26 protein-coding genes, 2 tRNA genes, 3 rRNA genes and 1 pseudogene are annotated in these 25,533 nt (G+C 66.8%); 19 read left to right on the top strand and 13 right to left on the bottom strand.

The genetic code is table 11. The annotated features are described in order from the left end of the window. Window positions 1-10: 10 nt before the first annotated feature. Entirely contained in the window at window positions 11-2,143 is a 2,133-nt protein-coding gene (locus tag U7230_RS06815) for a penicillin-binding protein 1A (RefSeq protein ID WP_324717973.1), read from the bottom strand. Window positions 2,144-2,255: 112 nt separating this feature from the next. Here U7230_RS06815 and U7230_RS06810 point away from each other — a divergent pair, with 112 nt between their 5' ends. The 9 genes and pseudogenes from U7230_RS06810 to U7230_RS06770 all read left to right on the top strand — a co-directional run. Beyond that, window positions 2,256-2,996 carry a sporulation protein YunB gene (locus U7230_RS06810; RefSeq protein WP_324717972.1) on the top strand — a complete coding sequence of 247 codons (741 nt, stop codon included), beginning with the start codon at window positions 2,256-2,258 and terminating at the stop codon, window positions 2,994-2,996. Between the two features lie 288 nt (window positions 2,997-3,284). Beyond that, a 16S ribosomal RNA gene (locus tag U7230_RS06805) occupies window positions 3,285-4,809 on the top strand. A gap of 124 nt (window positions 4,810-4,933) precedes the next feature. After that, window positions 4,934-5,010: transfer RNA gene (locus U7230_RS06800), tRNA-Ile, on the top strand. Window positions 5,011-5,035: 25 nt separating this feature from the next. Next, a tRNA-Ala gene (locus U7230_RS06795) sits at window positions 5,036-5,111 on the top strand. Window positions 5,112-5,237: 126 nt separating this feature from the next. Continuing rightward, window positions 5,238-8,244, top strand: a 23S ribosomal RNA gene (locus tag U7230_RS06790). 74 nt (window positions 8,245-8,318) lie between these two features. Beyond that, window positions 8,319-8,435: ribosomal RNA gene (gene rrf / locus U7230_RS06785) — 5S ribosomal RNA — on the top strand. The 16S, 23S and 5S rRNA genes sit together here with 2 tRNA genes alongside, the layout of an rRNA operon. Window positions 8,436-8,723: 288 nt before the next feature. Further along, entirely contained in the window at window positions 8,724-9,089 is a 366-nt protein-coding gene (locus U7230_RS06780) for a hypothetical protein (RefSeq protein WP_324717971.1), read from the top strand. Window positions 9,090-9,094: 5 nt separating this feature from the next. Continuing rightward, window positions 9,095-9,316, top strand: coding sequence for a hypothetical protein (locus tag U7230_RS06775; RefSeq protein WP_324717970.1), 222 nt, complete (start codon window positions 9,095-9,097; stop codon window positions 9,314-9,316). A 103-nt stretch (window positions 9,317-9,419) separates the two neighbouring features. After that, a pseudogene (locus tag U7230_RS06770) lies at window positions 9,420-9,938 on the top strand (hypothetical protein); the annotation flags it as partial. Window positions 9,939-9,941: 3 nt separating this feature from the next. Here the strand turns inward: U7230_RS06770 and U7230_RS06765 are convergent. The 3 genes from U7230_RS06765 to U7230_RS06755 all read right to left on the bottom strand — a co-directional run bounded on the left by U7230_RS06765 (window position 9,942) and on the right by U7230_RS06755 (window position 11,700). Then, window positions 9,942-10,436 carry a DinB family protein gene (locus U7230_RS06765; RefSeq protein WP_324717968.1) on the bottom strand — a complete coding sequence of 165 codons (495 nt, stop codon included), beginning with the start codon at window positions 10,434-10,436 and terminating at the stop codon, window positions 9,942-9,944. A 101-nt stretch (window positions 10,437-10,537) separates the two neighbouring features. After that, window positions 10,538-11,239 (bottom strand): NAD-dependent epimerase/dehydratase family protein, encoded by a 702-nt coding sequence (locus U7230_RS06760; RefSeq protein ID WP_324717967.1) that lies wholly within the window; start codon window positions 11,237-11,239, stop codon window positions 10,538-10,540. 221 nt (window positions 11,240-11,460) lie between these two features. Then, complete coding sequence (locus tag U7230_RS06755; protein WP_324718201.1) at window positions 11,461-11,700, bottom strand: UPF0175 family protein; 240 nt, start codon at window positions 11,698-11,700, stop codon at window positions 11,461-11,463. Between the two features lie 108 nt (window positions 11,701-11,808). Between U7230_RS06755 and U7230_RS06750 the strand changes: the two genes are divergently transcribed. The 3 genes from U7230_RS06750 (at window position 11,809) to U7230_RS06740 (ending at window position 13,057) form a co-directional block, all read left to right on the top strand. Then, on the top strand, window positions 11,809-12,039 hold the full coding sequence (locus U7230_RS06750) for a type II toxin-antitoxin system HicB family antitoxin (protein WP_324717966.1): 231 nt from the start codon (window positions 11,809-11,811) through the stop codon (window positions 12,037-12,039). Next, window positions 12,036-12,281, top strand: a complete 246-nt coding sequence (locus U7230_RS06745; RefSeq protein ID WP_324717965.1) for a type II toxin-antitoxin system HicA family toxin — start codon at window positions 12,036-12,038, stop codon at window positions 12,279-12,281. Before U7230_RS06750 ends, U7230_RS06745 begins: the two co-directional genes overlap by 4 nt. 257 nt (window positions 12,282-12,538) lie before the next feature. Further along, window positions 12,539-13,057: a GyrI-like domain-containing protein gene (locus tag U7230_RS06740; protein ID WP_324717964.1), complete on the top strand. Its 519-nt coding sequence runs from the start codon at window positions 12,539-12,541 to the stop codon at window positions 13,055-13,057. A gap of 254 nt (window positions 13,058-13,311) precedes the next feature. Here U7230_RS06740 and U7230_RS06735 read toward each other — a convergent pair whose 3' ends face one another. Continuing rightward, a complete protein-coding gene (locus U7230_RS06735) occupies window positions 13,312-13,518 on the bottom strand; it encodes a hypothetical protein (protein ID WP_324717963.1) in 207 nt (68 codons plus the stop codon). 158 nt (window positions 13,519-13,676) lie between these two features. On the opposite strand from U7230_RS06735, the gene U7230_RS06730 reads away from it, so the two are divergent. From U7230_RS06730 to U7230_RS15405, 4 genes are read left to right on the top strand one after another with little or no spacing between them, the layout of a single operon-like run. Further along, window positions 13,677-14,288 (top strand): hypothetical protein, encoded by a 612-nt coding sequence (locus U7230_RS06730; RefSeq protein WP_324717962.1) that lies wholly within the window; start codon window positions 13,677-13,679, stop codon window positions 14,286-14,288. Window positions 14,289-14,331: 43 nt separating this feature from the next. Continuing rightward, complete coding sequence (locus U7230_RS06725) at window positions 14,332-14,520, top strand: hypothetical protein (protein WP_324717961.1); 189 nt, start codon at window positions 14,332-14,334, stop codon at window positions 14,518-14,520. Between the two features lie 17 nt (window positions 14,521-14,537). Next, window positions 14,538-14,660: a hypothetical protein gene (locus U7230_RS06720; protein WP_324717960.1), complete on the top strand. Its 123-nt coding sequence runs from the start codon at window positions 14,538-14,540 to the stop codon at window positions 14,658-14,660. Further along, window positions 14,661-14,801, top strand: a complete 141-nt coding sequence (locus U7230_RS15405) for a type II toxin-antitoxin system RelE/ParE family toxin (protein WP_404980581.1) — start codon at window positions 14,661-14,663, stop codon at window positions 14,799-14,801. 220 nt (window positions 14,802-15,021) lie between these two features. Here U7230_RS15405 and U7230_RS06715 read toward each other — a convergent pair whose 3' ends face one another. Next, the gene (locus U7230_RS06715) at window positions 15,022-15,561 is read right to left on the bottom strand and encodes an IS3 family transposase (protein ID WP_324717959.1); all 540 of its coding nucleotides are present in this window, start codon (window positions 15,559-15,561) and stop codon (window positions 15,022-15,024) included. A gap of 247 nt (window positions 15,562-15,808) precedes the next feature. Here U7230_RS06715 and U7230_RS06710 point away from each other — a divergent pair, with 247 nt between their 5' ends. Next, entirely contained in the window at window positions 15,809-15,946 is a 138-nt protein-coding gene (locus U7230_RS06710) for a hypothetical protein (protein ID WP_324717958.1), read from the top strand. A 135-nt stretch (window positions 15,947-16,081) separates the two neighbouring features. Here the strand turns inward: U7230_RS06710 and U7230_RS06705 are convergent, their stop codons facing one another. After that, entirely contained in the window at window positions 16,082-17,125 is a 1,044-nt protein-coding gene (locus U7230_RS06705; protein WP_324717957.1) for a DMT family transporter, read from the bottom strand. 272 nt (window positions 17,126-17,397) lie between these two features. Between U7230_RS06705 and U7230_RS06700 the strand changes: the two genes are divergently transcribed. Then, entirely contained in the window at window positions 17,398-17,598 is a 201-nt protein-coding gene (locus U7230_RS06700; RefSeq protein ID WP_324717956.1) for a hypothetical protein, read from the top strand. A 117-nt stretch (window positions 17,599-17,715) separates the two neighbouring features. Then, a complete protein-coding gene (locus U7230_RS06695; protein ID WP_324717955.1) occupies window positions 17,716-18,858 on the top strand; it encodes an exo-beta-N-acetylmuramidase NamZ family protein in 1,143 nt (380 codons plus the stop codon). An 81-nt stretch (window positions 18,859-18,939) separates the two neighbouring features. On the opposite strand, the gene U7230_RS06690 is transcribed toward U7230_RS06695, so the two are convergent. The 6 genes from U7230_RS06690 to U7230_RS06665 all read right to left on the bottom strand — a co-directional run bounded on the left by U7230_RS06690 (window position 18,940) and on the right by U7230_RS06665 (window position 25,533). After that, window positions 18,940-19,797, bottom strand: coding sequence for a class II fructose-bisphosphate aldolase (locus U7230_RS06690; protein ID WP_324717954.1), 858 nt, complete (start codon window positions 19,795-19,797; stop codon window positions 18,940-18,942). A gap of 38 nt (window positions 19,798-19,835) precedes the next feature. Continuing rightward, complete coding sequence (locus U7230_RS06685) at window positions 19,836-20,807, bottom strand: 1-phosphofructokinase family hexose kinase (protein WP_324717953.1); 972 nt, start codon at window positions 20,805-20,807, stop codon at window positions 19,836-19,838. A 55-nt stretch (window positions 20,808-20,862) separates the two neighbouring features. Then, on the bottom strand, window positions 20,863-21,690 hold the full coding sequence (locus tag U7230_RS06680) for a carbohydrate ABC transporter permease (protein WP_324717952.1): 828 nt from the start codon (window positions 21,688-21,690) through the stop codon (window positions 20,863-20,865). Beyond that, window positions 21,687-22,583, bottom strand: coding sequence for a carbohydrate ABC transporter permease (locus tag U7230_RS06675; protein WP_324717951.1), 897 nt, complete (start codon window positions 22,581-22,583; stop codon window positions 21,687-21,689). Before U7230_RS06675 ends, U7230_RS06680 begins: the two co-directional genes overlap by 4 nt. Window positions 22,584-22,661: 78 nt before the next feature. After that, window positions 22,662-23,918 (bottom strand): ABC transporter substrate-binding protein, encoded by a 1,257-nt coding sequence (locus U7230_RS06670; RefSeq protein WP_324717950.1) that lies wholly within the window; start codon window positions 23,916-23,918, stop codon window positions 22,662-22,664. Window positions 23,919-24,018: 100 nt separating this feature from the next. Then, window positions 24,019-25,533, bottom strand: a complete 1,515-nt coding sequence (locus tag U7230_RS06665; RefSeq protein WP_324717949.1) for an FGGY family carbohydrate kinase — start codon at window positions 25,531-25,533, stop codon at window positions 24,019-24,021.

Below are 25,533 nucleotides of genomic sequence, written 5' to 3'. Positions count from 1 at the left end.
ATCGCCGATCTCAGCGCCCGCCGTCGAAGAGGCCCTCGATGGGCTGGCGCAACCAATCGGGGATCTGCCACCAGGGCTGCCGGCAGTTGGGCGACTCCTCGGTGGGCTCCGTGCCTTTGGCGAAGATCTCGTCGCGGACCTGCGAGGGAGGCAGGCCACAATCCGGGGGCGCCAGGAGCCCGGTCTTGGTGTCAATCCGGACGTGGTCGACGATCCCCGCCGGTCTCGGGAAGTCCCGTACCGGAAAGCCGGCGACGGCCTGGCGCATGTACTGCCCCCACAGCCTGGCGGCGGTCGCGCTGCCGATCTGCTGGCCCTTGGGCCCCACGATGGGTTTGCTCTGTACGTCGTTGCCGATCCACACGGACGTCACGAGGTCCGGGGTGAACCCCACGAACCAGGCGTTGGTATAGTCCTGGGTGGTGCCCGTCTTGCCGGCCACGGGACGCCCGTCCGGCAGCCGGGCCTGCCGGCCCGTGCCGCGCTCGACCACGCCCCGCATCATGTCGGTGAGCAGGTAGGTGCTCACCTCGGAGAGTACTACCTTCTGGCGCGGCGGGTTTTCCTCGAGCGTGTAGCCGCTGGCGTCGTCCACCCGCAGGATCGCCCGCGGCTTGGAGTAGACGCCCCCTGCTGCCAGCACCCCGTAAGCGGCCGCCATCTCGAGCGGGGTAACGCCACGGGTGAGGCCTCCCAAGGCGAGGGAGAGGTTGAGGTCGTTGGGCGAGCCGGGGCCACGGACCAGGGTCGTGATGCCCATCTTCTCCATGTAGCTCATGACGGTGGCCGGGCCGACTTGCTGCAGGAGCTGCACGGCCACGGTGTTGATGGAGTTTTCGAGCGCGGTACGCAGCGTGACGGGCCCTATGAACTGGTTGTTGTAGTTCTTGGGCTCCCAGGGCGGCCCGCCGTTGGGGTCGGGGAAGCTGAGCGGCTTGTCCTCGATCACCGTGGCCGGCGTGGCGTAGCCCCGATCGAGCGCGGCCAGCCAGATGAAAGGCTTGATGGCCGACCCCGGCTGGCGCGTGGCCAGGACCGCCCGGTTGTACTTATCCTCCCCCCGGCCGCCGACCATCGCCAGGATATCGCCCGTTTGGGGGTCGAGCGTCACGATGGCGGCCTCCGGCTGGGAGATGCCGTCGGCATCCCTGGAGAAGACCGGCAGGCCCGTGCGGATGGTCTCCTCGGCCTCACGCTGCAGGTCGAGGTCCAGGGTCGTGTAGACCCTCAGGCCGCCGCCCCAAACCATCTCCTTGCCATAGCGGTCGAGGAGATCCTGGACCACGTAGTCCACGAAGTATCGGGCAATCCCCTGATCGCGCTGCAGGCGCTTGACCCCGAGGGGCTGCTTCTTGGCCTCTTCGGCGGCACGAGGCGAGATGTAACCGACCTCCACCATGCGGTCGAGCACGAAGTTGCGGCGGGCAAGCGCCCGGTCAGGATGGCGGAAGGGGTCGTACAGCCCCTCGGGGCTCCGGGCGAGCCCGGCGAGCAGCGCCGCCTCCGCGAGGGTGACCTCCCGGATCGACTTGCCGAAGTAGGTCTCCGCGGCCGCCTCGACGCCATAGGCTCCCTGGCCGAGGTAGATCTCGTTGAGATAGGCCTCCAGGATCTCTTCCTTCGTATAGCGCCGCTCGAGCTGAACGGCCCAGATCATCTCCTTGATCTTACGGGTGATCGTCTTCTCCTGGCTCAAGAACGCGTTGCGCGCCAGCTGCATGGTGATGGTGCCGCCGCCCTGCACCCTGCTCCAGGTGCGCAGGTCCACCCAAAGCGCCCGCAGCATGGCCCGCAGGTCGATCCCGTGGTGATACTCGAAGTCGCTGTCTTCCACCGCGATGATGGCCTGCTGCATGGCCTTGGGGATCTCGTCGATGCTCACGGGCACCCGGTGCTCGAGGGCCAGGCGGGTGATGACCCGGCCCTTACGGTCGTAAAGATAAGTCGTCTGGCGCGGGTCGAAACGGAGCTCGTCCAGGCTGGGCGCGCCCCTCACCAGGGCTGCCAGGGCCCCGGCCACGGCCCCGAGCATCGAGGCCATCACGATGGCCGCCACCAGCACCAGCAGCCGCCGTGCTGACCCTACGGCCCGGGTCCCCAACCCCACCGTCTCCTTTCGACCAGAGGATGGCAGCCGGCCCATTATATCACGCCTTTCCCCGGCTCCGGGGAGGGTTGACTTCCCTTACCACAATACGTCGGTCTGGCGGGAAAGCATGTGGGCGTGCATATGTTGGGAGCACACGGTGGGGGAAATGTTGAGCAGGACAGGCGGCCCCATCGGCGGGTCCAGGAATGCGGGGCAGTGGCGAACGCTGGCCGGGGCGGTCCTGGTGGCGCTCATGCTGGGCGCGGCTGGCCTGGGGTGGGCGCTCGATCGCATGCTCACCCCGCCCATCGATCGGTGGGCCCGCCAGCAGCTCACCTTGCTCGCCTCCCGGGCCGTGGCCGAGGCGGCCGACCAGGTGGGCCAGGCCGCCGGCATGCGGCCCCTGGTGACGTACCGGATGGGATCGGACCAGCAGGTCGTGGGGATCGAGTACAACTGGCTCGCCATCAGCCGCATCATGGCCCGCACCGCTCAGAGCCTCGACCGGGAGCTCCGCAACCTCTCCTCGCAGGACGTATCGGTGCCGCTCGGCGAGGTGACCGGCCTGCGGACCATCGGTGGCCGGGGGCCGGCGGTGCGGGTGCGGCTGGTGAGCGTGGGGTCGTTCACCGTCGAGCCGTTCTCGGAGTTTCGAGACGCCGGGTACAACCAGACGCTGCACCGCATCGGCCTCGGCGTGTCGGTCCAGGTAGCGGTCGTGGCTCCTTTCATCGGCGATACGGTGAGGGTGGAGGCCCGCATCCCGGTCGTCGAAAACCAGGTCGTGGGAAGGGTGCCGGCGTTCTTGATGCAAACGGGCAACCTGCAGATCGGGGGGCCGGGCCAGGCCGTGGGCGGCGGGGCGGCGCCGGCCGCCCGGACGGGCGCGCCTTCACCCGCTCCGTGAGGTTGACATGGGGTAGGCCACCCGCTAGAATAGCTCTCGCACGGCCACACGACAGGTGGTTCGAGGGCCGGCGCGTGGATCCTTGAAAACTAAACAGTGAGCGTCTGGCGGGTCTGCGGCAGGGAGAGAGCAGACGGAGCGGCCGGACGGAGAAGGCTCCAGGCCGAGGAGGCCTGGTGATTCGGGAGTCAGGGATCAGGGGAGCTTCGAGGGCTTACGGATTGGCCGGTGCCCGGGGTCAAGCCTGCCGGCGATGCCGGTGGGGGCTTTGGGGACAGGCCGGTAAGCTTAGCGGAGAGTTTGATCCTGGCTCAGGACGAACGCTGGCGGCGTGCCTAAGACATGCAAGTCGAGCGGGCCGGGCCGGGCAACCGGGCCGGTCAGCGGCGGACGGGTGAGTAACGCGTAGGTAACCTGCCCCCGGGATCGGGATAACCCCTCGAAAGGGGGGCTAATACCGGAGGGGCTGGGGTTCGGGCATCCGGGCTCCAGCAAAGCCGCAAGGCGCCCGGGGAGGGGCCTGCGTCCCATCAGCTAGTTGGCGGGGTAACGGCCCACCAAGGCGACGACGGGTAGCCGGCCTGAGAGGGTGGTCGGCCACACTGGGACTGAGAGACGGCCCAGACTCCTACGGGAGGCAGCAGTCGGGGATCTTCCGCAATGGGCGCAAGCCTGACGGAGCGACGCCGCGTGGGTGACGAAGGCCTTCGGGTCGTAAAGCCCTGTTCGGGGGGACGAGCGAGGACGGTACCCCCGGAGCAAGCCCCGGCTAACTACGTGCCAGCAGCCGCGGTAACACGTAGGGGGCGAGCGTTGTCCGGAATCACTGGGCGTAAAGGGTGCGTAGGCGGGCCGTTAAGTCCCGGGTGAAAGCGCCCGGCTCAACCGGGTGAGGTCTCGGGAGACTGGCGGTCTGGAGGGCCGGAGAGGGTCGTGGAATTCCCGGTGTAGCGGTGAAATGCGTAGATATCGGGAGGAACACCAGTGGCGAAGGCGGCGACCTGGACGGTACCTGACGCTGAGGCACGAAAGCTGGGGGAGCAAACAGGATTAGATACCCTGGTAGTCCCAGCCGTAAACGATGGGTGCTAGGTGTGGGGGGCGTAGGCCTTCCGTGCCGGAGCTAACGCAATAAGCACCCCGCCTGGGGAGTACGGCCGCAAGGTTGAAACTCAAAGGAATTGACGGGGGCCCGCACAAGCGGTGGAGCATGTGGTTTAATTCGATGCTAACCGAAGAACCTTACCAGGGCTTGACATGCCTCGGGCGGCGGCCGAAAGGCTGGCTTCCCGCCTTCGGGCGGGCCGGGGCACAGGTGGTGCATGGTTGTCGTCAGCTCGTGCCGTGAGGTGTTGGGTTAAGTCCCGCAACGAGCGCAACCCCTGCCCGGTGTTGCTCCCGGTTCGGCCGAGCACTCGCCGGGGACTGCCGGCGACAAGCCGGAGGAAGGCGGGGATGACGTCAAATCATCATGCCCTGGATGCCCTGGGCTACACACATGCTACAATGGCCGGTACAGCGGGTTGCGACCCCGTGAGGGGGAGCCAATCCCTCAAAGCCGGTCTCAGTTCGGATCGCAGGCTGCAACCCGCCTGCGTGAAGGCGGAATCGCTAGTAATCGCCGGTCAGCATACGGCGGTGAATACGTTCCCGGGCCTTGTACACACCGCCCGTCACACCATGGGAGTCGGCAACACCTGAAGCCGGTGGCGCCAACCCGCCAGGGAGGCAGCCGTCGAAGGTGGGGCCGATGACTGGGGTGAAGTCGTAACAAGGTAGCCGTATCGGAAGGTGCGGCTGGATCACCTCCTTTCTAAGGAGTGCGACCCCACTCCCCAACGACCGGACGACCGCTTCGTCCCGCCCTCCGCGCCAGGACGCCAGACTCGCTCACTGTTTAGCTTTCAGGGATCCGGGCGCCGGGTCCCTGCGTGGTCGGGCCTATAGCTCAGGCGGCTAGAGCGCACCCCTGATAAGGGTGAGGTCGGTGGTTCGAGTCCACCTGGGCCCACCAGCTATGAGGCCGCCTCGAGGGTCGTGGGGATGTAGCTCAGCGGGGAGAGCGCCTGCTTTGCAAGCAGGAGGTCGGCGGTTCGAGCCCGCTCATCTCCACCATTGCGAGGATGGCCGGCGTAGCGCGCCGCGTGTGGCGCCAGCACCTTGAAAACTGCACAGTGCGTTTGTGAATGCCCAACGGGGCCGCAGAGGAGCGCGCGAGCGCGGCTTCTGTGGTGATTCGGCGGTCAAGCGAAGAAGGGCCTACGGTGGATGCCTAGGCGCCTGGGGCCGAAGAAGGACGGGGCAAGCGCCGAAACGCTCCGGGGAGCCGCAAGCGGGCGTTGATCCGGAGATATCCGAATGGGGCAACCCGCACCGGGTGATGCCGGTGCATCCGGCGCTGAATCCATAGGCGTCGGAAGGGAACCCGGGGAAGTGAAACATCTCAGTACCCGGAGGAAGAGAAAGCAACTGCGATTCCCTGAGTAGCGGCGAGCGAACGGGGAAGAGCCCAAACCGGCCGGATGGCAAAGCCCACCGGCGTTGTCCGGCCGGGGTTGGAGGGCTGTACGGCGGGTGGCGGTGGCCGCCCGGGCCGGGATGCGGGAGCGAGGCGAAGGGGTCTGGAAGGGCCCACCATAGCGGGTGAGAGTCCCGTAGCCGAAGCTTTGGCATCCGGGTGGTACAGTACCTGAGTACCACGGGGCACGAGGAATCCTGTGGGAAGCGGGGAGGCCCACCTCCCAAGGCTAAATACGCCAGGCGACCGATAGCGGACCAGTACCGCGAGGGAACGGTGAAAAGCACCCCTGACGGGGAGTGAAACAGAACCTGAAACCGTAGGCCTGCAAAGCAGTCGGAGGGCCAGGCCCTGACCAGGGCGGCCTGACGGCGTCCTTATTGAGGAACGGGCCGGCGAGTGGCGGTAGGCAGCGAGGGGAAGGGGCAGAAGCTCCGGACCCGGAGGGAAACCGAGTCCGAACAGGGCGACGAGTTGCCTGCTGCCGACCCGAAGCCGGGTGATCTACCCATGGCCAGGGTGAAGCCGGGTTAACCCCCGGTGGAGGCCCGAACCACGTGGTCGTTGAAAAGACCTGGGAAGAGCTGTGGGTAGGGGTGAAATGCCAATCGAACCCGGTGATAGCTGGTTCTCCCCGAAATCGCTTGAGGGCGAGCCTTCCGGGGGACGGTGGCGGAGGTAGAGCACTGATCGGGTGAGGGGTCGTTACGGCTACCGATCCCGTTCAAACTCCGAATGCCGCCATCGGGTCCGGAGGAGTCAGACGGCGGGGGATAAGCTTCGTCGTCAAGAGGGGAACAGCCCAGACCGGCCGCTAAGGTCCCGAAGTGCAGGCTGAGTGGGTAAGGATGTGGGGTCGCCCAGACAACCAGGATGTGGGCTTAGAGGCAGCCATCATTCAAAGAGTGCGTAATAGCTCACTGGTCAAGCGGCCCTGCGCCGAAAATGGAACGGGACTAAGCCTGCCACCGAAGCGCCGGACGGCCCGGGAGACCGGGTCGTGGTAGGGGAGCATTCCGCTTCCGGCGAAGCCCGAGCGCAAGCCCGGGTGGAGGGGGCGGAAGGGAGAATGTCGGCATAAGTAGCGACAAGGCCGGTGAGAATCCGGCCCGCCGAAAGCCGGAGGGTTCCTGAGCAAGGTTCGTCCGCTCAGGGTTAGTCGGGACCTAAGCCGAGGCCGAAAGGCGTAGGCGATGGGCAACGGGTTGATATTCCCGTACCACCTCGTGCCGTGACGAGCGAGGGGGGGACGCAGGGGGGCCAGCCAGCCCGGCGGTGGAGAGGCCGGGTCCAAGCGCCTAGGCGGGAGCGGCAGGCAAATCCGCCGCTCCACGACGCCGAGACGTGACGGGGAGCGCCCGCAAGGGTGCGAACTGGGGACGCCCGGACTGCCGAGAAAAGCCTCTAGCCAGGCACGAGGTGCCCGTACCGCAGACCGACACAGGTCGGCGAGGCGAAAAGCCACAGGCGCGCGAGAGAACCCCCGTTAAGGAACTCGGCAAGTTGACCCCGTAACTTCGGGAGAAGGGGTGCCCCGGTAGGGTGAGAGCCCCGAGCGGGCTCGAGCCCGAGGGGGCCGCAGGGAAACGGCCCAGGCGACTGTTTACCAAAAACACAGGTCTCTGCGAAGCCGCAAGGCGACGTATAGGGGCTGACGCCTGCCCAGTGCCGGAAGGTTAAGGGGAGAGGTTAGCCCGCCAGGGCGACGCTTCGAACCAAAGCCCCGGTGAACGGCGGCCGTAACTATAACGGTCCTAAGGTAGCGAAATTCCTTGTCGGGTAAGTTCCGACCTGCACGAATGGCGTCACGACCTGGGCGCTGTCTCAACGGGGGGCTCGGCGAAATTGTGGAAGGAGTGAAGACGCTCCTTACCCGCGGCTAGACGGAAAGACCCCGTGGAGCTTTACTGCAGCCTGGTATGGGATGCCGGTCGGGGATGTAGAGGATAGGTGGGAGGCGCAGAAGCCGGGGCGCCAGCTCCGGTGGAGCCGGCGGTGGAATACCACCCTTCTCGGGCGGGCGTTCTAACCCGGGCCCGTGATCCGGGCCGGGGACAGTACCTGGTGGGCAGTTTGACTGGGGCGGTCGCCTCCCAAACGGTAACGGAGGCGTCCCAAGGTTCCCTCAGCGCGGTCGGACATCGCTGCTGCGAGTGCAAAGGCATAAGGGAGCTTGACTGCGAGAGCGACAGCTCGAGCAGGCGCGAAAGCGGGGCTTAGTGACCCGGTGGTGCCGAGTGGAAGGGCCATCGATCAACGGATAAAAGCTACCCCGGGGATAACAGGCTGATCTCCCCCGAGAGTCCACATCGACGGGGAGGATTGGCACCTCGATGTCGGCTCATCGCATCCTGGGGCTGGAGTCGGTCCCAAGGGTTGGGCTGTTCGCCCATTAAAGCGGTACGTGAGCTGGGTTCAGAACGTCGTGAGACAGTTCGGTCCCTATCTGCCGCGGGCGCCGGAGATCTGCGGGGAGCCGTCCCCAGTACGAGAGGACCGGGACGGACGCACCGCTGGTGTGCCAGTTGTCCTGCCCGGGGCACGGCTGGACAGCTACGTGCGGACGGGATAAGCGCTGAAGGCATCTAAGCGCGAAGCCCACCCCTAGATGAGATCTCCCCCCTCCTCGGGAGGGTAAGACCCCTGGAAGATGACCAGGTGATAGGCCGGGGGTGTACGGCGGGTAACCGCCTCAGCTACCCGGTCCTAATCGGTCGAGGGCTTGACCGCCCGAAACCCGGCGGGCCGTTGCATGCGCACTGTGCAGCTTTCAGGGCGCTGGCCCCAAACCAGCGTAGCCCGTTCCCGGTGGCCATGGCGGAGGGGTCCCACCCGTTCCCATGCCGAACACGGCCGTGAAAACCTCCAGCGCCTAGGGTACTGTGCGGGCGACCGCACGGGAGAGCGGGTCGCCGCCGGGACAGCTGTTAAACCCTCACACGTCACGGCCTCGATCCCACCAATGGATCCCACGAACGGGGTCCGGGGTCGAGGCCGTGACGTTTTTGTGCTTCTGGGTGGCAAGGCGTGGACTTTGGCGTCACTTCCGTGGTCAGCAAGGGACAGGAGTTCACGGGCTTTGCCTACCAGTCGCTTCCAAGCTAGAAACGGAAGCCCCTGGAAGCCCTGCACCGTGCGCCACGGAGTGCAGTGTGACGCCCCGCAACGGTCAGCGGTGCGCGGAAGATACCCCTTGAGGGGTACCCCCAATGCGCGACGGGACGGCCCTTTCGGCGGGCGCCCGGACGCTCACTGAGTGCCCGGCCCTTCGCTCCGCCGACGCGCTTTCCCAGCGCATCGACCTGAGCTACCACTTGGGCGGCCTTTCGCCCCAAGAGACGGCCGCCTACATCCGCCACCACCTGAAGCTGGCCGGGGCTGACCAGGAGCTGTTCACCGCCAGGGCCCTCGACCACATCCACCGGGCCTGCAACGGGCTACCACGGCCCATCAACCAGCTCGCCCACTTCTGCCTCATGGCGGCGGCCGCTCGGCAGGAGCGCGTGGTCGACCGCGAACTGGTCAAGGCGGTCATCGCCACCGAGTGGCAGGCGCCCCAGGCGGCCGGGAGGTGAGATCCATGCGGCTCTGGCTGCGGGGGCATGCGCCCATCACCGTCGAGTGGCGCTGCGCCCGCCGGGCCGGTGCCCTGGCCCGGCCGCGCCTGGTGGACGGCTCGCGGGAGGTGGTGCTGGCCTTTACCTCCCGCCGCGCCATCTACGAACTGGCCGTCCGCCTGGCGCTGCTCTGGGCGGAGGTGTCGGAGTCCGAGGACAACGCCGGCAGTCGCCAGCTATCCTGACACCCCAGGAGCGCGTGGTCGCCCGGGACATCGGGCGACCACGCGCTTTCCCGCTCATCGAGTGCGCGACGACAGCGGTCAAATAACGATCAACCCAACACCGGTGGGGCTGGCCAGCTACGGAGCGAGCCTGGTATTGTACGTGCGGGCCCTGCGGGAGCTCGGGACGGCCCGCACGGGGGCGTACTTCTCGCTGGCGCCGTTCGTGGGGGCGGCGTCGGTGCTCTGGTGGCGGGAGCCGGTGACGGCGGCGCTGGCCGCGGCAGGGGCGCTGATGGGTGCCGGAGCCTGGGTTCACCTGAGCGAACGCCACGGCCACTTCCACGTACACGAGCCGATGGAGCACGCGCACGCCCACGTCCACGACGCACACCACCGCCACGAGCACCGCCCCGAGGATCCGGCGGGCGAACCGCACACGCACGTTCACCGGCATGCTCCGGTCGCCCACCGCCACCCGCATTACCCGGACATCCACCATGGCGAACGCGTGGCCAGACCGGGGTTGGCCTCTCGTGGTGCGTCGGCCGGCGCCAACCCGAGGACGGCAGCGAGCGACTCGACCACGGTCTTCACCTGCGCATCCGTGGCTCCCCCCGCACCCGTACCCCCGCACCGGTAGGGCTCAAGGCATGACGCTGCGGGCTATCTGCCGGATGGCGCCGAGGTGATAGGCCGCATGCGCGATGTGCGCGAGGATTCCCGTGAGCGCCACATCGTTGTCGACCCATTTGCCGGCCGAGGCAGCGGACTGCCGCAGATCCTCGTACTCGCGGCGGAGCTCCTGGCGGAGCTGCTGCCAGCCAGCGGCGTCCAGCGATTGAATGGCCCAGCTCTTGGCCCAGTCCACCGAGGCGTAGGCGTCCTCGCCGCCAAACCAGCGGTTGGCCAGGTTGAGGCCGAAGCGCACGTGGTTTGCGTGAGCGACGATGGTGGCCCTGCCTGGGCCGGGCGGGGTGGACGCCGCTTCGTGAGAGATCCCATCGAGGAATCCCAGCAATCCGGCCCTCGGGCCCCTGTCCGTGAACCAACTCTGGTCGCCCTTCGGTCCGGCGAACGCCTCGTCCAGCAGGGCCAGAACCGCACGTGTGAGCCGTTCCGTCGACACATTCGTCGTCATGGTCGGTTCCCCCTCAATCGCATCAGGTTGTCGCACGCCTGGGCCACAGGGAACGGCCCCGGCTGGAACCAGTTCACCACATGATCCCTGACCCCTGTCTGTCAGGGATCCCGGCCGGCAATGAGAGCGGCGCGGGCGGGCGTTATCCGCGGAACCACTCCAGCGTGGCGCGAATCGCGTCGCGGTACGGCGTCACCCGCCGCCCGAACGCCTTCTCGAACTTGGTCGTGTCCATCACGAACGGCTGGTCGAACTGGTAGAACTGCTCCAGAACCTCCCGGATGATCGGCGAAAAGAGTCCGGCCAGGCGGAGCGTCGGGCGCGTGACGCGTGAAGCGTAGCGGTTTTCCGGCTACCTCGAAGACCATCTGGATGAACTGGCGCCCTGTGAGCGGTTCGGCTGCCGCCAGGTGCCATGCCTGGCCGAACGCCTCGTCGGGGTGTTCGGCGAGGGTGGTCAGACCCCAGGCGACGTCCGGCAGGTAGCTCGAGGTGCGCGGCGCGTCCAGGCTGCCGAGCCACGACGCCTTCCCCTTGCGCACCACCGTCTCAAAGACGAGCAGGCTCACCGAGTTGTTGCGCGTGCGCCCGAAGAAGTCCGAGGCACGCCCGATGGCCACCGGCAGGCGGCCCGAACGGTGCGCATCGAGGAGCAGTTGCGCGAGTTGGGCGCGCAGCCGCCCCTTGGGGCCCGTTGCCCGGTGAGGCGTCTCCTCGGTCATGGGGCCTTCGGGCGGGCCGTACATGTACAGGTTGTCCATGACCACGAGCCTGGCGCCGCAGGGCGTCCGGAGACATGGCATCGGCCTGGACGTGCTCGACCCATGGCAGCGCTTCGCCGCGCTTTCCCAGAAAGGCCTCCAGCACCCGAACTCGTGCTTGGTCGGTGACCCGTACGACCCTCGCCCAGGCTGGAACGGACGGCCCAATCTCCTCCTGCACCGCAGGCGGCATCCACACCTCGGACGCGGACTGACGCAGCAACTCCAGCCTCCCTATCCGCTCGAGGGCGATGCAGACCGTGCTATCCACGATGAGGATCGAGGGCATGCTGCACGTCCTTGTCGAGCTCGTCAGGCGGGTAACGGAATACCGAGATCCCTTGCTTGTTGAGGATCTCTGCGAACGCCCGGACGGAATAACCGGCCAGCTCGGCGGCCTTGCCCAGTGAAAGCTTACGTGCCTCGTAAAGTTTCATCGCGAGGTAAAGAAGGGCCTCATCCCTCGAAACATGGTCGGGCAAGACGACCGTGAGTTCAGGCATTTCACCCACGGCAGCAGAAGCTGCTGTGCCCGCGAGCGGATTGTGCCCCGCGTGGCGTCCTACTGGCCTCTTGGCGTGCTATCATGAGGGTCGGGGAAGGAAGATGCCGTGGTGCGGCGCTTCAAGGTCGTTTTAGAGTGGGACGAGGATGGGCCCGGCTACGTGGTCCGTGTGCCAGCCTTGCCCGGTTGCTTCACCCAGGGCAGCACCCGCCAGCAGGCGCTGGAAAGGGTCCGGGAGGCCATCGAGGGGCATCTGCAGGCCCTCGCAGCGAACGGTGAACCGATCCCAGAGGGCGATGTGGACGTCTCCATCGAGGAAGTCGAGGTGCCTGTGTGAGCCCTCGGGCACCCCGGGTGACGGGGGCGGAACTCGTGCGCGCACTCCAGCGAGCGGGTTTTCGGGTCGTCCGGATCAAGGGCAGTCATCATCACCTGAGGCGAGAAGGGAGCTCGTTGGTCACCGTTCCGGTTCATCGCGGGGAGATCATCTACCCGCGGCTGCTGATGTCCATCCTGGACCAGGCCGGGTTGACGGTCGAAGAGCTGCGCCGACTGCTCAACAACGACCCCTCACGCTGACCATCCCTCCTGACTTTGCCGCGATTCCCCGGGGGCTGGCCCGATAGCGTACAACAGTGGCAAGCGCCGGCCCTCACACCGTTGCGAGATGCAATGATCCCCCGGGCGGGGATGAGCCGTTGGGGTCGCCGGGCACAGGAGTCAACGACGCTCCCGCCCTGGCGCAGGCTGACGTGGGCATCGCTCTGGGGGTCACTGGGAACTCGAGCCGCCCTCGAGGCCGCCGACTTAGGCCTCATGACCGACGGACGTCGTCCTTGGCATCCTTGTCGCGCCGGGCCGGATGCGCTCCGCCGGTCGGATCGATCCAGCAGTACGACGTCCAGGTGGAAGAGGTACGGCCGGTGACGGCCATGATGGTGCGCAAGGTGGGGGCCGTGCGAGAGGCTGGCCCCCGGGTCGCGGCGGTCATGGCGTACCTGGTGCAACAGGGGCGCCGGCCGGACGGCCCGCCGGTAGCCGTCTACTTCGATGAAGAGTTCGACCCCGAGCGAACCGACTTTGCTGCCGGATGGCCGGTCGGCCAGCCCCTTCCCAGGGGCGACTCGCCGGCAGGGCCGGTCGAAGTCCTGACCCTTCCGGGCAAGCGAGTGGCCTGGGTGAAGCACGTGGGGCCGTACGGCGAACTCGGCGATGCGTACCGGGCGCTGCTCGACCACATCAAGGCGAGCGGGCTGCGGGTGACGGGGCCGCCGCGGGAGTGGTACCTCACGGATCCGGCTTCGACACCGGACCCGTCGCAGCACGTCACGCGCGTTGAATTCCCGGTCGGGTGAACGATCGAAGGGAAACGGCAGGTGGCGCGCTCAGCGAGCCCGGCGACGGCAAGCGAAGCAGCCTTGCGGCTGCGGGCTGCCGTGGAGTCGTTCACGGCGTATATTGCGAGGCTCCCCGAGGCGTGGCTCCATCCTGGCGAGTGGGGCCCAAGAGAGGTGCTCGTCCACCTCGTTTTCTGGCACGAGACGCACGCCGGCACCATCGGCGCCTTGCTCCGGGGCGAGGAACCGGTGCTGCCGGTGGGCACCTTCGCTCAGCTCAACGCCCGACCGTTCGAGCTAACGCGGATGAGCCCGTGGCCGGGCTCATCCGCCGCCTTAGGGCGGCGCAACGCCGACTCGAGCAACTGGTCGTCGAAGCCGGCGGGCGGGATCTGCCCGGCATCCGTGCCAAAGCCGGAGCGAAACCCCGCGACCTGCGTGCCACCCTGCTTCGCATGGAAGCCCACGTACGCCAGCACGAGCGGAAGCTTCGAAGGAGCCTGGCGTACCTTGGGCCGTAGCCACGGGTGGTAGACCCACGAGCGCGACCTCCAGCGGCAGGGTATTGTGCGGACGGACGAACGGGACGCGGATGGAACAAACGGGGTGCGCCGCCCGGATCGGGGGAGGCAGGCCGATGGCCAACGCACTGGTGCCGCAGATGGTGCTTTTCCTTTACTTTCAATCCGTCGAGTGGATCGACCTGTTCCCCTGGAACGACCTCGCCGGCGGCAACCCGCAACAACCTCTCGATATAGCGTTGGGCGGGTTCCAACTCGCCCTGATGGCATGGACATCGAGAGGTAGCCGGGTTGCTCTACGCGTCGCCGGGGCGTTCTACGGGCTGTGGCTGGCGCTTCAGGTCGCAAGCTGGTGGCCGCCGTACTTCTTCGGCACGGGTAACGGGGCGGGGGAAGCCTACCTGCGGTTCTTCGGACGCACGTACAAGTTCCTGCCGCCGATTGCCGACCACCCGGTTCCCGATGCGAACCACGTGGTGCTGCAGCTCTCGCTGGGTTGGCTCGTCGTTGCGCTCTTCGCTGCGATGCGAAGGCCGGCCGCCCGGCAACGACGGGAAGGTGACTCGGGGGCGCCCCGGGTGACCCGTTGCCGTGCCGCGCTTCGAGGTCAGCGGGCGCTCGCTGCCGAGATCCTCGTACCGTGGCTCTGGATGACCCGTATGAGAGTTTTGGGGCTGCGGCCGGGCGTGGCTGCGACAACTCGACGGGTCCCGGCCCGGATGGTATGATTCGGGTGCACCTGCATGCTGCTGCGCAGAGGGGGTTAGTGCGGTGGCCTCGGTGAAAGAAGAGATCCGGCGCCTTCTGGAGCAGTTGCCGGACGACTGCTCGCTGGGGGATGTGCAATACCACCTGTACGTTCGCCAGAAGATCGAGCTTAGCCTTTCAGACGCCCGCCAGGGGTACGTGGTGGCCCAGGAGGAAGCAGAGCGACGGCTTGCTCGATGGCTCGAGAAGTAGTCTGAACCCTTCGTGCCTTGCAGGATGTGGACGCCATCGCCGACTACGTCGCCAGAGACTCGCCGGGCTACGCGGCCTCGCTCATCGCCCGCCTGTTGCACGCAGCCCGCTCCTTGGGCGAGACAAGTGAGCGGGGATGAGTGGTTCCCGAGTTGGGCGAACCTTCGATTCGGGAGCTTGTCGTAAGGCCGTATCGACTCGTTTACCGAGTAGCGGAACAACGGGTCGAAGTGCTGGCCATCATCCACGGAAGCCGGGGATTCCGCCGAGCCTGGTTTTGAGCGGGTAACCGCGTGGCCTGAGCGGCCAGGGTGCGCGTCCGCCCGCATCTGGTGCACGCCGAAAGCTCGGTGGGTGGACGTCGCGTACGCGCGTCTTCGCGGCCTGCCTCGAAGGAAACCCCGTGCATACTCACCCGTTCGTAAGTCTCCGTGACCGTCGTGAACAACAAACTGGGTCTGCCCATACTGGGGTTGATCCGATCCCGTGGACAGCCTGTGGCTAAGCAGCCGTAGCGGGGACTTCGTGGTGGAGGTGCCACCTCCTCTCGAAGTCTTCCGGACTCAGGTATCCCAGGGCCGAGTGGCGTCGACGACGGTTGTAGAAGGCCTCGATGTACTCGAAGACGGCCGTCTTCAGGGCCTGACGGGTCGGCCAGGGCGCGCGATTCAGCAACTCGGTCTGCAGCGTGGCAAAGAAGCTCTCCGCCACCGCGTTGTCCAGGGCGTCGCCCACCGAGCCCATGGAGTCCAGGATCCCGGCCGCCTCCAGGCGGCGGCTGAAGGCCAGGGAGGGGTACCGGGCGCCGTGGTCGGAGTGATGGACCAGCTCGCCACGGGGCCGTCGATTCCAGACGGCCATGTCCAGGGCGTCGATGACCAGCTCGGCCGTGGCCCGCTCCGCCATGGCCCAGCCCACGACCCGGCGGGAGAAGGCGTCGAGGACGGTCGCCAGGTACAGCCACCCCTCGTCGGTGGGGTGCTGGGTCAGGTCGGCCACCCAGAGGCGGCTGGGCGCATCGGCGGTGAAGGCGCGTGGCACGCCCGGATGCGATCCATGAGCTCCCGGTCTTGCTGGGCCCGCCGGGAGGGCGGGCGGCGGCGCCATGCGGAATACCCGCTGGTGGAGACCTCCAGCACCCGGCCCAGCATGGCGACGGCGTGCTGGGCCTTCGGGTGCTCCACGAACCGGAACGCGGCTACCGGGTCCGGTCGGTCTCCCGAGCCAAGAAGGCCGCGGCTTTTTCAGGATCCACACGCGCTGCCCGCTGGCGGAGGAGATCTGCAAGGTGCACGAGCCGCCGTTCATCGACGTGGGAGGCGGGCACTACGTGGCCTGCCACCTGGTCAAGCCGGGCGATGTGCGGACCCGGCACATGGCGCGGCGAGTGGCGGTGCTGCAGCAGCCGCAGCCGGTTCTAATGTAAGTGGTCTACCCGTTTTGCTCCATGTGGGACCGGTGGAGTGCCCGGCCGGTGGCGAAGGGGCTCCTCGGCTATCACCATTCGCAGCGGCAAAGAGGACGCACCTGCCCGGCGCGCTCCCGGCCGAGAGTCGTGGGCTCAGTGGGGGTGCCGGTGGTGGATGTCGGGGAAGTGCGCGTGGCGATGGGCGAGCAGCTCGTGACGGTGTAGGTGGGTGTGAGGCTCGCCTGTCGGGTCGTCGGGGGCGTGTTCGTGCCGGTGGTGTTCGTCGTGCACGTGGCGGTGGACGTGCTCCAGCGGCTCATGGACGTGCCAGTGGTCGTGCCGCTCCGTGAGATGCAGCCACAGGCCCGCGGCCATCAGCGCCCCGGCGGCCACCAGGGAGGGCGTCACGGGTTCTCGCCACAGCAGCAGTGAAGCCACGGCCCCCACGAAGGGCGCGAAGGAGAAGTAAGCACCAGTGCGGGCGGTCCCCAGTTCCCGTAGCCCCAACACGTAGAGCATGAGGCTCACGCGAAAGCAGGCAAAGCCGACGGCCGCCGCACCCGCCACGAGGGAAGGCGGCGGTGGCGCGGCGCCCAGCGCGAGCGCGATGCCGACGTTGACGCTTCCCGCGACCAGGCCTTTGATGGCCGCGATTTGGACCGGATCCCCGGCGGACACCTTCTGGGTGAGGTTGTTGTCAATGGCCCAGCACAAGCACGCGGCGCCGACCGCCAGGGGGCCGGCCAGTTCTCCCCACTCCGGGCCGCCCTGCCACGAGAGGACCGTCCCGCCGGCGACGATGAGGGCCATGCCGAGGGCGATGCGGCGGTCGACGTTCTCCTTGAACACGAACCAGGCCAACAGCGCGGTGAAGACGCCTTCCAGGTTCAGGAGCAGAGAGGCCGCCGAACCGGTCGTCCGCTGCAGGCCGACCAGCAGGAGGAGCGGGCCCAGGATGCCACCGAACACGACGGCCCCCGCCAGCCACGGCTGGTCTTCCCGCCGCAGCGGGGCCTCCGCTCTCAAGAAGGGGCGAAGGCGCGGCACCAGCCCCATCAGGCGCAACCCGATCCCCGAGCTGAGGTAGAAGAGGCCGGCGAGTACCTGAGGCGACGTCGACCCGAGCAGCCCCTTGGCCAGCGGCGTGCTGAGCCCGAACAGGACGGCGGCTGCTAGAGCCTTCCAGACCCCACTCATCCTCGCTTCGGTGACTTGCGCAGCACCGTCCACCGGGTGATGGTCTCCCCCCTAAGTTCCCGGGACGGCCCCATATTCGACCCCTCGAGTACACCGCCCTTCAGCGGATGGGGCCGATGCCCGACTCCGCCCCGACGACGAGCGTGAACCCAAACCCCGCCCTGGCGCCGTGCGCTTCGGGCCCGGCTTTCAACCGGCGCGGGCAGGCAGGGAGACCTCCCGGCCCTCGATCGTGGCGCCCGCTGCTGGACGGCGTACGTGTCGGGGCGTTCTTGGGCGAGTACCTTCGGACGGCCGGGTCGAGACCGCTTGTGCCCCGGGAGCGGGAGCGCTCGGCGGCGCTGCTCGACTTCTTCTTGCTGGAACGGGCCTTGCGTGAGCTGGCCGACGACCTCGACAGCCGTCCCGACGAGGTGGGCGCGGCGTTGCAGGGCTTGCTGGAGCACCTGCGCGACTCCGTCGGTGCCCGGTGACGCCTGGGAGGGGGGCCTGCTATCGACCGCCCCCACCGTGGTCACGCATTCGGCCACTCGTGAGAAGAGGAGGCAAGGTCTCGATGGGAGCAGGCGCGGTGAAGGCCGGGGGTCGACGTGCTGGTGGAACGTGGCGCAGCGAACCTGCGCGACCTGCGCGTGGGGCTGATCACCAACCCCACGGGCCTGACGAGGGAACTCAAGAGCACCGCCGACGTACTGCTGCAAGCCGGCGTGAAGCTGAAGGCATTGTTCGGCCCGGAGCACGGGGCCCGCGGAGCGGTTCAGGATGCCATTCCCGTCGAGGACTTCGTCGACCCGCGCACCGGCGTGCGCGTCCATAGCCTCTACGGCAAGACGCAGCGCCCCACGCCTGCCATGCTGAGGGGCCTCGACGTGCTGGTGTTCGACATCCAGGACGTGGGCGTGCGGTTCTACACCTACATCTACACCATGGCGTACGCGCTGGAGGCGGCCGCAAGCGAAGGTCTCAAGTTCATCGTCCTTGACCGTCCCAACCCCCTCAACGGGGTGATCGTGGAGGGGGCCACGCTCGACCCGGCGTTCGCCTCCTTCGTGGGAGACTACGAGCTGCCGTTCCGCTATGGCCTCACCGTGGGCGAGCTGGCTCGGTACCTCAACGGGACGAGAGGGTGGAGGGCTGCCCTCGAGGTCGTCACGATGGACGGGTGGCGGCGAAGCATGTGGTTCGACGAGACGGGGCTCCCCTGGGTCATGCCCTCGCCCAACATGCCCACGCTGGAGACGGCGACGGTGTATCCGGGGACCGTGCTCTTCGAGGGGACCAACTTGTCCGAAGGGCGGGGCACGTGTCGGCCCTTCGAGCTCATCGGGGCGCCCTGGGTGTCGTCGGCGCGGTTGGTCGACGCACTGTATGAGAACATGGAGGCCGCCGGGGTGCGGGGCGCGTTGATCCGGGAGGCGTACTTCATCCCGACGTTCGACAAGTACCAGGGAGAGGTCTGCCGGGGCGTCCAAGTCCACGTGGTGGACCGGAGCGCCTATGAGCCGGTGAAGGCCGGCGTGGTCTTCCTCAAGACGTTGAGGGACCTGCACCCGGAAGCATTCCAATGGCGCCGGTTTGACGACGGCGCCTATGCGATCGACCGGCTGGCCGCGACGGACGCCCTGCGCACCATGATCGACCGCGGCGCCCCGCTCGACGAACTCGTGGCGCGCATGGCCGTCGGCGCCGACGCCTTCGCCCGCGGGCGGACGCTCTACCTCCTCTATTCGTAAGAGCAGGAAACTGCTCATCCTGCCAGACTGCCCGCGTGCGATGGGGTCGGCGAGCGCCGGAGCCCCAAAGCCCGGGGAGTGCTATCCCCGAGGGCGGACCGCGCGGCCCGCGGCGCCGAAGACCCTCATCCGGTCGGCGGCCGTCCGCTGCATGGCCTCGCGGGCGGCGGCCAGCGGCTTGCGGACGTCGACGCCCGAAGAGCCCGCTGCGCTGACGAACGCCTCGATGAAGTCCTTGCGCAATTGCGTTCCCACGTTGACCTTGACCATGCCAAGGGCGATGGCCCGCTGGATCGCGTCATCAGGGGTGCCGGTGCCCCCGTGCATGACGAGCGGCACGTCGCAGAGCGCTGCGATTCTCTCCAGGCGTGCGAAGTCGAGCTGCGGAGGTATGTCGTAGAGGCCGTGGGCCGTTCCGATGGCTACGGCCAGGGCGTCCACGCCGGTTTGCCTCACGAGCTGGGCGGCTGCATCGGGGTCTGTGAGCTGGCTTTGCCGGTCAACCATGGTGTGCTTTCCCCGAAGGACCTGACCGAGTTCGGCTTCGACATCCACGCCGGCGGCATGCGCTGCCTCGACCACCCTGCGGGTGAGCGCGACGTTCTCGTCGAAGGGCAGGTGGGACCCGTCGATCATGACGGAGGTGTAGCCCATCCGGATGCATCGCATGACGAGGTCGAACGACTTGCTGTGGTCCAGATGCACACAGACCGGTACCCTGGCTCGCTCGGCGGCTCGTACGGCGAGTTCACCCAGATAGGCCTCGCCTGTTGCAGCCAGATCGTTGGCGCCGGTCATCAGGATGACCGGGGCCTCCTCTGCCTCGGCCGCGTCGATGACTGCACGGACGCTCTCGACGTTGAAGACGTTGAACGCAGCGATTCCGTATCCCGCCTCCCGGGCGGGCCGGAGCAGTTCCGACAATCCGACAAGAGGCATGGGCATCGTTCCCTCTTTCCTGGATCCCAGTTGTTGCACTAGTACGACCGCCGCTCGGGCAAGCGCCGCACCTCGACGCCACTCAGGCGCCGTTCGACTTCCGCCCGGGCGGGGAAGCGGGTCCCCACGATGGCTGCCGTGGCTGCCGCGGTAGCTGTGGCGAACCGCGCGATGGTCTCCCATGACCACCCCGACTGGAGCCCGTGGACGGTGGCGGCCAGCAGTGCATCCCCACACCCGGCTGTGGTGCCGCCAGTCTCCACAGGGGCGATGGCACGAAACATACCCTGGGCCGTGAAGAAGACAGCCCCCTCGGCCCCGAGGGTCAGGATCAGGGCCTCACTGTCCCCCGGTCTGCCAGACGACAGCTTCTCCCACACCGCCCTGCCGGCTTCGGCCGCCGTCTCGCTGTCGGGCAGCGGCACGCCCACGAGCTGACTCAACTCGTCCCGGTTAGGTTTGGCGATCTGTGGCGGCAAGGTGAGGCTTTCCCTCAGCGCCTGACCGGACGTGTCGATCACGACGGAGACGCCCCGCTCCCGCAAGTTCCTCCCGACGGCGGCGTAGTAGTTGGGAGGGCAGCCCGGCGGGATGCTGCCCGAGAAGATGACGACATCGCCGGGGGACACAGCCTGCAGGATGACGCGTCGGACGGCCTCCAGGTCGTCGGGGGTGACGGTGGGGCCCGGCTCGTTGAGCTCGGTCAGCATCCCGAATTCCTGTTCGTATACCTTGGTGCTGACGCGGGTCTCCCCGGCCTCCAGCCACACGAAGCGACACTCGAGCCCATGCTGTGAGAGCCCGTCCACGACGCGCTGCCCGATGCGCCCGGCGACCAGCGCCACGACCAGGGACTCCTGGCCGAGCTGCCTGAGCGCCAGGCTGACGTTGATGCCCTTTCCGCTGGCATCTTCCCGCACTTCTTCCGCCCGGTTGAGCTGCCCCCTCTCCACCCGGACGAAGCGCAGGGTTCGGTCAAGCGACGGGTTCAGTGTGACGGTGACGATCACGTATCCCTCACTTGCCCCCAATTGCAGCTTGGAACGAGTTGCCTGCCGTCATCCCTCACCCCTTGACGGAGCCCGTCGTCAGACCCCGGATGAACTGCCGCTGCAGCAATCCGAAGACGATGATGGGAGGGACAGAGGCGAGCACACTGCCTGCAAACAGGGGCCCCCACCTCGTCTGGTACTGCCCGACGAACAGCGTCAAGAAGACGGGGACGGTCTGCATGTCGGAAGAGGTCAGGAAGGAAAGCGCGAACATGAGCTCGCTCCAGGACCACAGGAACGCATAGATCCCTACCGAGGCGATGCCGGGCAGCGTCAGTGGCAACACCACCTTGAAGAACGCCTGCATGCGGCTGTATCCGTCGATGGCGGCGGCTTCCTCGATCTCTTGGGGTACCTCCGCGAAGAAGTTACGCGTCAGCCACACGGCGATGGGGGTCGTGAACGGCAAGTACGAGACGATGACGCCGAGATAGGTGTTCATGAGGTCCAGGCGTCGGAGCGTCAGGAGCAGCGGTACGACGAAGACGATTTGCGGAAACATCTGGGAGATCAAGATCGACAACAGCAATCCGTGCCGCCCAGGAAAGCGAAAACGGGTCGTCGCGTATGCCGGCAGCATGGCTACGGCCACGGTGGCCAGGGCCGTGCCCGACCCGATGATCACGCTGTTTGCGAAATACCGAGGGAAGTTGAGTCCCAGGACGTACTGGAAGTGTTCAAAGGTGACCTGGCGCGGCACGTATAGCAGCGGATAGGCGTAAATCTCCGAGTATGGCTTGAGCGCGGTCAGCACGAGCCACACGAACGGAAAGGCGATGACGATGGCGGCCGCTGTCACACCCAGGTACGCCAGAGCCACCAGGTAACGGGGTGTCCTCATGCCGCTTCCTCCCGCAGGAGGAGGATCGACGAGTAGATCGCAGCGAACAGCATCACGAAGGCGAACGTGAGGGTCGACAGCGCCGATGAGCGCCCGAAGTCTGTGAAACGAAAGGCCAGCCGGTAGGCATGGGTGACGTACGTATCAGTGGCCCCCGCAGGCCCGCCGCCCGTCATGGTGTAGATGAGCGGGAAGTAGTTGAAGGTCCAGATCACCGTCAACATCACTGTAGTCGCCACGAAGGGCCGGATATGTGGCCACGTCACGTAGAGGAAGCGTTGGATGATGTTGGCCCCGTCTACGAATGCCGCTTCGTGAAGCTCGGTCGGCACGGTTTGGAGCGCCGCGAGGTAGAACATGGCCGACAACGCGAAGCCCTTCCACGTGTTGGCGATGATGACGCTCCATCGTGCCAGCGCCGGTTCACCCAACCAGGGCAGGTAGGCATTGAGGATGCCTAGCTTGACCAGTACGTCGTTGAACACACCGTACATGTCGTTGAGCATCCACTGCCAGGCGACGCCAGCCACGATGTCAGGAGTCGCCCAGGGGATGACCAGGATGAGTACGCGCCACAGGCCGCGAAGGCGCAGACGCTGGTTGAGGAGCAACGCGATGCCGAGCCCCAGGGCGAACTGGAAGGTGACGCTGCCAACCACCCAGATCGCCGTGTTGAGGGAGAGGCGGGCGAAAGAGCCTTCCGAAAGCACGGACGTGTAGTTGGCAAGCGAGAGCCGCCCGTCGACGACCAGCGATCGGACGATGTTGTACGTAATCGGGTAGAACATGAGCAAGACGAGGACCCCGACGTACGGCAGGATTAGACGGTACGCCAGGGATTCCTGTCGGCGCTTGCGCTGCGTCATGCGAGGAGGGACGCCCAACGTTTCCACGCGTACCAATCCTGTTCTCCCGTGACGGGGTGGGAGCACCATCCTCGGGCGCTCCCACCCCGGTCTCTCATGGTTGCCTTATCGGTTCAGGATGGAGTCGATCTCCCGCTCGGCCCAGTTGGCGGCCTCTTGAGGCGTCATCTTGCCGGCGAGTACGTTCTGAACCATGGTCTGGATCCGGTCGGATACCTCCGGCCACTCTGGAATCGGCGGTCGGAAGCCGGCCTTGGGGAAGATGTCGAGGATGACGCGCCACTTGGGATCCTTCAACTCAGGCGCGTCCTTGGCCACGTCCTGCCGAGTCGGCATCGGGCCACCGTGGCGCCGGAGCCACTCCCGCCAGACTTCGTAGCTCGTGACGTACTCGATGAACTTCCATGATGCGTCCTTGTTCTTCGAGGTCTTCGAGATGACAGAAGCCCATCCGCCCAGCACGGACGCGGGCTGCTTCCCGTACGGGTGGACGGCTGCCATGTAGTTGCCCTTGATCGCGGGGTTGGCCATCTCGATCAGCGGGAATGACCACGGCCCGCCGATCGCCATGGCGACCCGGTTTTGCGCCATCATCGTGCGGTAGTCGTCTTCGCCGTACGAGAGGGTGCCAGGCGGCGACACTTGATGGACCGTGTAGAGGTCGGTATAGACCTTCAGGGCCTCGACGCCCGCCGGCGAGTTGAAGGCTGCCCGGGCATAGTCGGGCGTCAGCACCTGGCCGCCGTTGCTCAGCAGGAACATCATGTAGCCGAGCGTGGTGACCTCGCTCTTCTTGCCCGACACGCCGTAACCGTAGGTCCGCTTCTGGGGATTCGTCAGCTTCTTCGCGTAGGAGATGAGATCGTTCCACGTCTGCGGCGGCTTGGACGGGTCCAGCCCCGCCTCCTTGAACATGCGCGTGTTGTACAGCAGCACGCGGTCGTCGGTGTACCAGGGGAGCCCGTATCGGACACCCTTGTACTCGACGGTACCCCAGATGTTCGGCCAGATCTGCGAGGTCACAGAGCTCTTCGCCAGGTATGCGTCGAGGGGCTCCAGCCATCCCTTGGATGCGAAGGTGGGCACCCAACCGCCGAGATCGGCGAACGTCACATCAGGGCCTTCGCCCGCCGTAAAGGCGGTCACGAGCTTGTCATAGTACACGTCGAACCCGATGAGCTGGTAGTTGACCTTGATCCCCGTCTCTTTCTCGAAGTTGCGTACGATTTCTGCCCACGTCTTCTCCTGCTCCACCACGTGTCCACCGATCCAGACCGTGATGGACGGGGCAGCCGCTGCGACCGAGGCCACCAGCAGCAACAGACTCAGCAATGCGCCCACGAAGACCAGACGCCGTTGCATGCTTGAAATCCGCCCTTCCCATGGCCCGACACTGTCGCGAAGCACGTCCTGCCACCAAAGCTCGTTCCACGGATCACCACGCCAAGAAACGCTTTCCGAATCACCTCCTCTGGCTGCTTCCCTGCAGCCGGGCGCCGACCTCGATGACCGACGGCAGCAGGGAGAGGTAGCGGCGATACAACCCGTCGTAAGCCTGGTGCCGGGTCGGGTCGGGTACGTACCGTCCCCTGACCCGCGTGGAGTCCTCCGGCATTCGCCGAACGTCGCTGAAGGTACCGGTCCCCAGCCCGGCCAGGAGGGCCGCTCCGTACGCAGTGGCCTCCTTCATCTCGAGCACATCCACGACGATGCCGAGGACGTCAGCCTTCACCTGCATCCACACCGGGTTGGCAGTGCTTCCGCCGACGGCCCGAACGACCTGCGCAGGTTGCTGCATCACGGCCTGGAGCCGGTCGAACATCCGCCTGGCTTCGAACGCCAGCCCCTCGATCAGCGCTCGAGCCACGTCCGCGTTGGTGTGGAAGTCGCGTAGTCCTACCAGCAGCCCCGACGACCCCGCCCCATGCCGCTGGTCCGACGCGTCCCGCAGGTACGGGTAGAAGAGCAGGCCACGTGCCCCCACCGCAGACTCGGCTGCTCGGCCTGCGAAGGCCTCATGGCTGGGAGAGCCGCCGGTGAGGAGGTGGTGTACGAACCAATCGGCACTGAGCCCCGAAGTCCGAAAGCTGGTCATGACGTAATAGAGGTTCGGAAACAGGTGGTGCCCGACGACGACTCGCTCGTCTGGCATCGCCTCGCTGGCTGACGCACGGTCCAGCGTGGTCAGCATGGTCTCGGCCGTGCCACAGGAGTTGAGGATGACACCCGGTGTGATGGCTCCGGCCGCGAGCGCGGCGCAGATGTGGTCGTGGGCGCCGACACACACCACCGTCCCGGCAGGAAGACCTGTCTCCCCGGCGGCCCCGGCCGTCACCGGACCTAGCGGGGTGCCGGCTGGTAACACGGGAGGAAGCAGGGATCGTGGAAGGGACGCCGCCTCCAAGAGTTCGTCAGCCCACTCTTCTCGGAGCAAGTCGAAGGCCATCGTACGACTGGCGAGGCTGTAGTTGGTGGCCATGTGCCCGCTCAGTTTGAAGGCCACCCACTCCGCCATGCCAAGCCAGTGCCGGGCCCTGGCGAATCGATCGGGATCGGCGTCTCGGTACCAGAGGATCTTGTTGAGGGAGTACGTGAAGTCCATGCTGAGGCCCGTGATCGAGCGAATCCGGGCGCGTCCGACGTGGTCTTGCCACCACTGCTCCAGTGGCCGAGTACGGGGGTCGAACCACGCGATGGCCGGCCAGAGAGGCGTTCCTCCCTCATCCAGGAGGAAGCCGGCCTCACCCATGCTGGCACACGCAATGCCTGCCACGCGTTGATCGGTGCCCCGTAGGACTGCGTCCAGGACCTGGCAGACAGACTGCCATACCGCTTCCGGGTCATAGACGACCCTGCCGTCCCCCTCATCGGTGGCAGGCGTGGGGATGGATGCCGAGGCTCTCGGGTGGCCTTCCTCGTCGATAGCGAGCGCCTTGAGATGTGTCGTGCCGAGGTCGATGCCGATCAGCAGCGGCAA

This window comes from Limnochorda sp. L945t (assembly GCF_035593305.1).
Lineage (GTDB): Bacteria > Bacillota > Limnochordia > Limnochordales > Geochordaceae > Carboxydichorda > Carboxydichorda subterranea.
The sequence above is the reverse complement of the archived record's forward strand: the minus strand, read 5'-3'. Positions and strand labels throughout refer to the sequence as shown.

Excerpts from the sequence above, each read along its gene's own strand:
- U7230_RS06670 (WP_324717950.1), bottom strand. The coding sequence starts at position 23,918 with ATGCAACGGCGTCTGGTCTTCGTGGGCGCATTGCTGAGTCTGTTGCTG.
- U7230_RS06730 (WP_324717962.1), top strand. The coding sequence starts at position 13,677 with ATGGCCAACGCACTGGTGCCGCAGATGGTGCTTTTCCTTTACTTTCAA.
- U7230_RS06705 (WP_324717957.1), bottom strand. The coding sequence starts at position 17,125 with ATGAGTGGGGTCTGGAAGGCTCTAGCAGCCGCCGTCCTGTTCGGGCTC.
- U7230_RS06775 (WP_324717970.1), top strand. The coding sequence starts at position 9,095 with ATGCGGCTCTGGCTGCGGGGGCATGCGCCCATCACCGTCGAGTGGCGC.
- U7230_RS06680 (WP_324717952.1), bottom strand. The coding sequence starts at position 21,690 with ATGAGGACACCCCGTTACCTGGTGGCTCTGGCGTACCTGGGTGTGACA.
- U7230_RS06765 (WP_324717968.1), bottom strand. The coding sequence starts at position 10,436 with ATGACGACGAATGTGTCGACGGAACGGCTCACACGTGCGGTTCTGGCC.
- U7230_RS06760 (WP_324717967.1), bottom strand. The coding sequence starts at position 11,239 with ATGCCATGTCTCCGGACGCCCTGCGGCGCCAGGCTCGTGGTCATGGAC.
- U7230_RS06810 (WP_324717972.1), top strand. The coding sequence starts at position 2,256 with ATGTTGAGCAGGACAGGCGGCCCCATCGGCGGGTCCAGGAATGCGGGG.
- U7230_RS06815 (WP_324717973.1), bottom strand. The coding sequence starts at position 2,143 with ATGGGCCGGCTGCCATCCTCTGGTCGAAAGGAGACGGTGGGGTTGGGG.
- U7230_RS06780 (WP_324717971.1), top strand. The coding sequence starts at position 8,724 with ATGCGCGACGGGACGGCCCTTTCGGCGGGCGCCCGGACGCTCACTGAG.
- U7230_RS06690 (WP_324717954.1), bottom strand. The coding sequence starts at position 19,797 with ATGCCTCTTGTCGGATTGTCGGAACTGCTCCGGCCCGCCCGGGAGGCG.
- U7230_RS06755 (WP_324718201.1), bottom strand. The coding sequence starts at position 11,700 with ATGCCTGAACTCACGGTCGTCTTGCCCGACCATGTTTCGAGGGATGAG.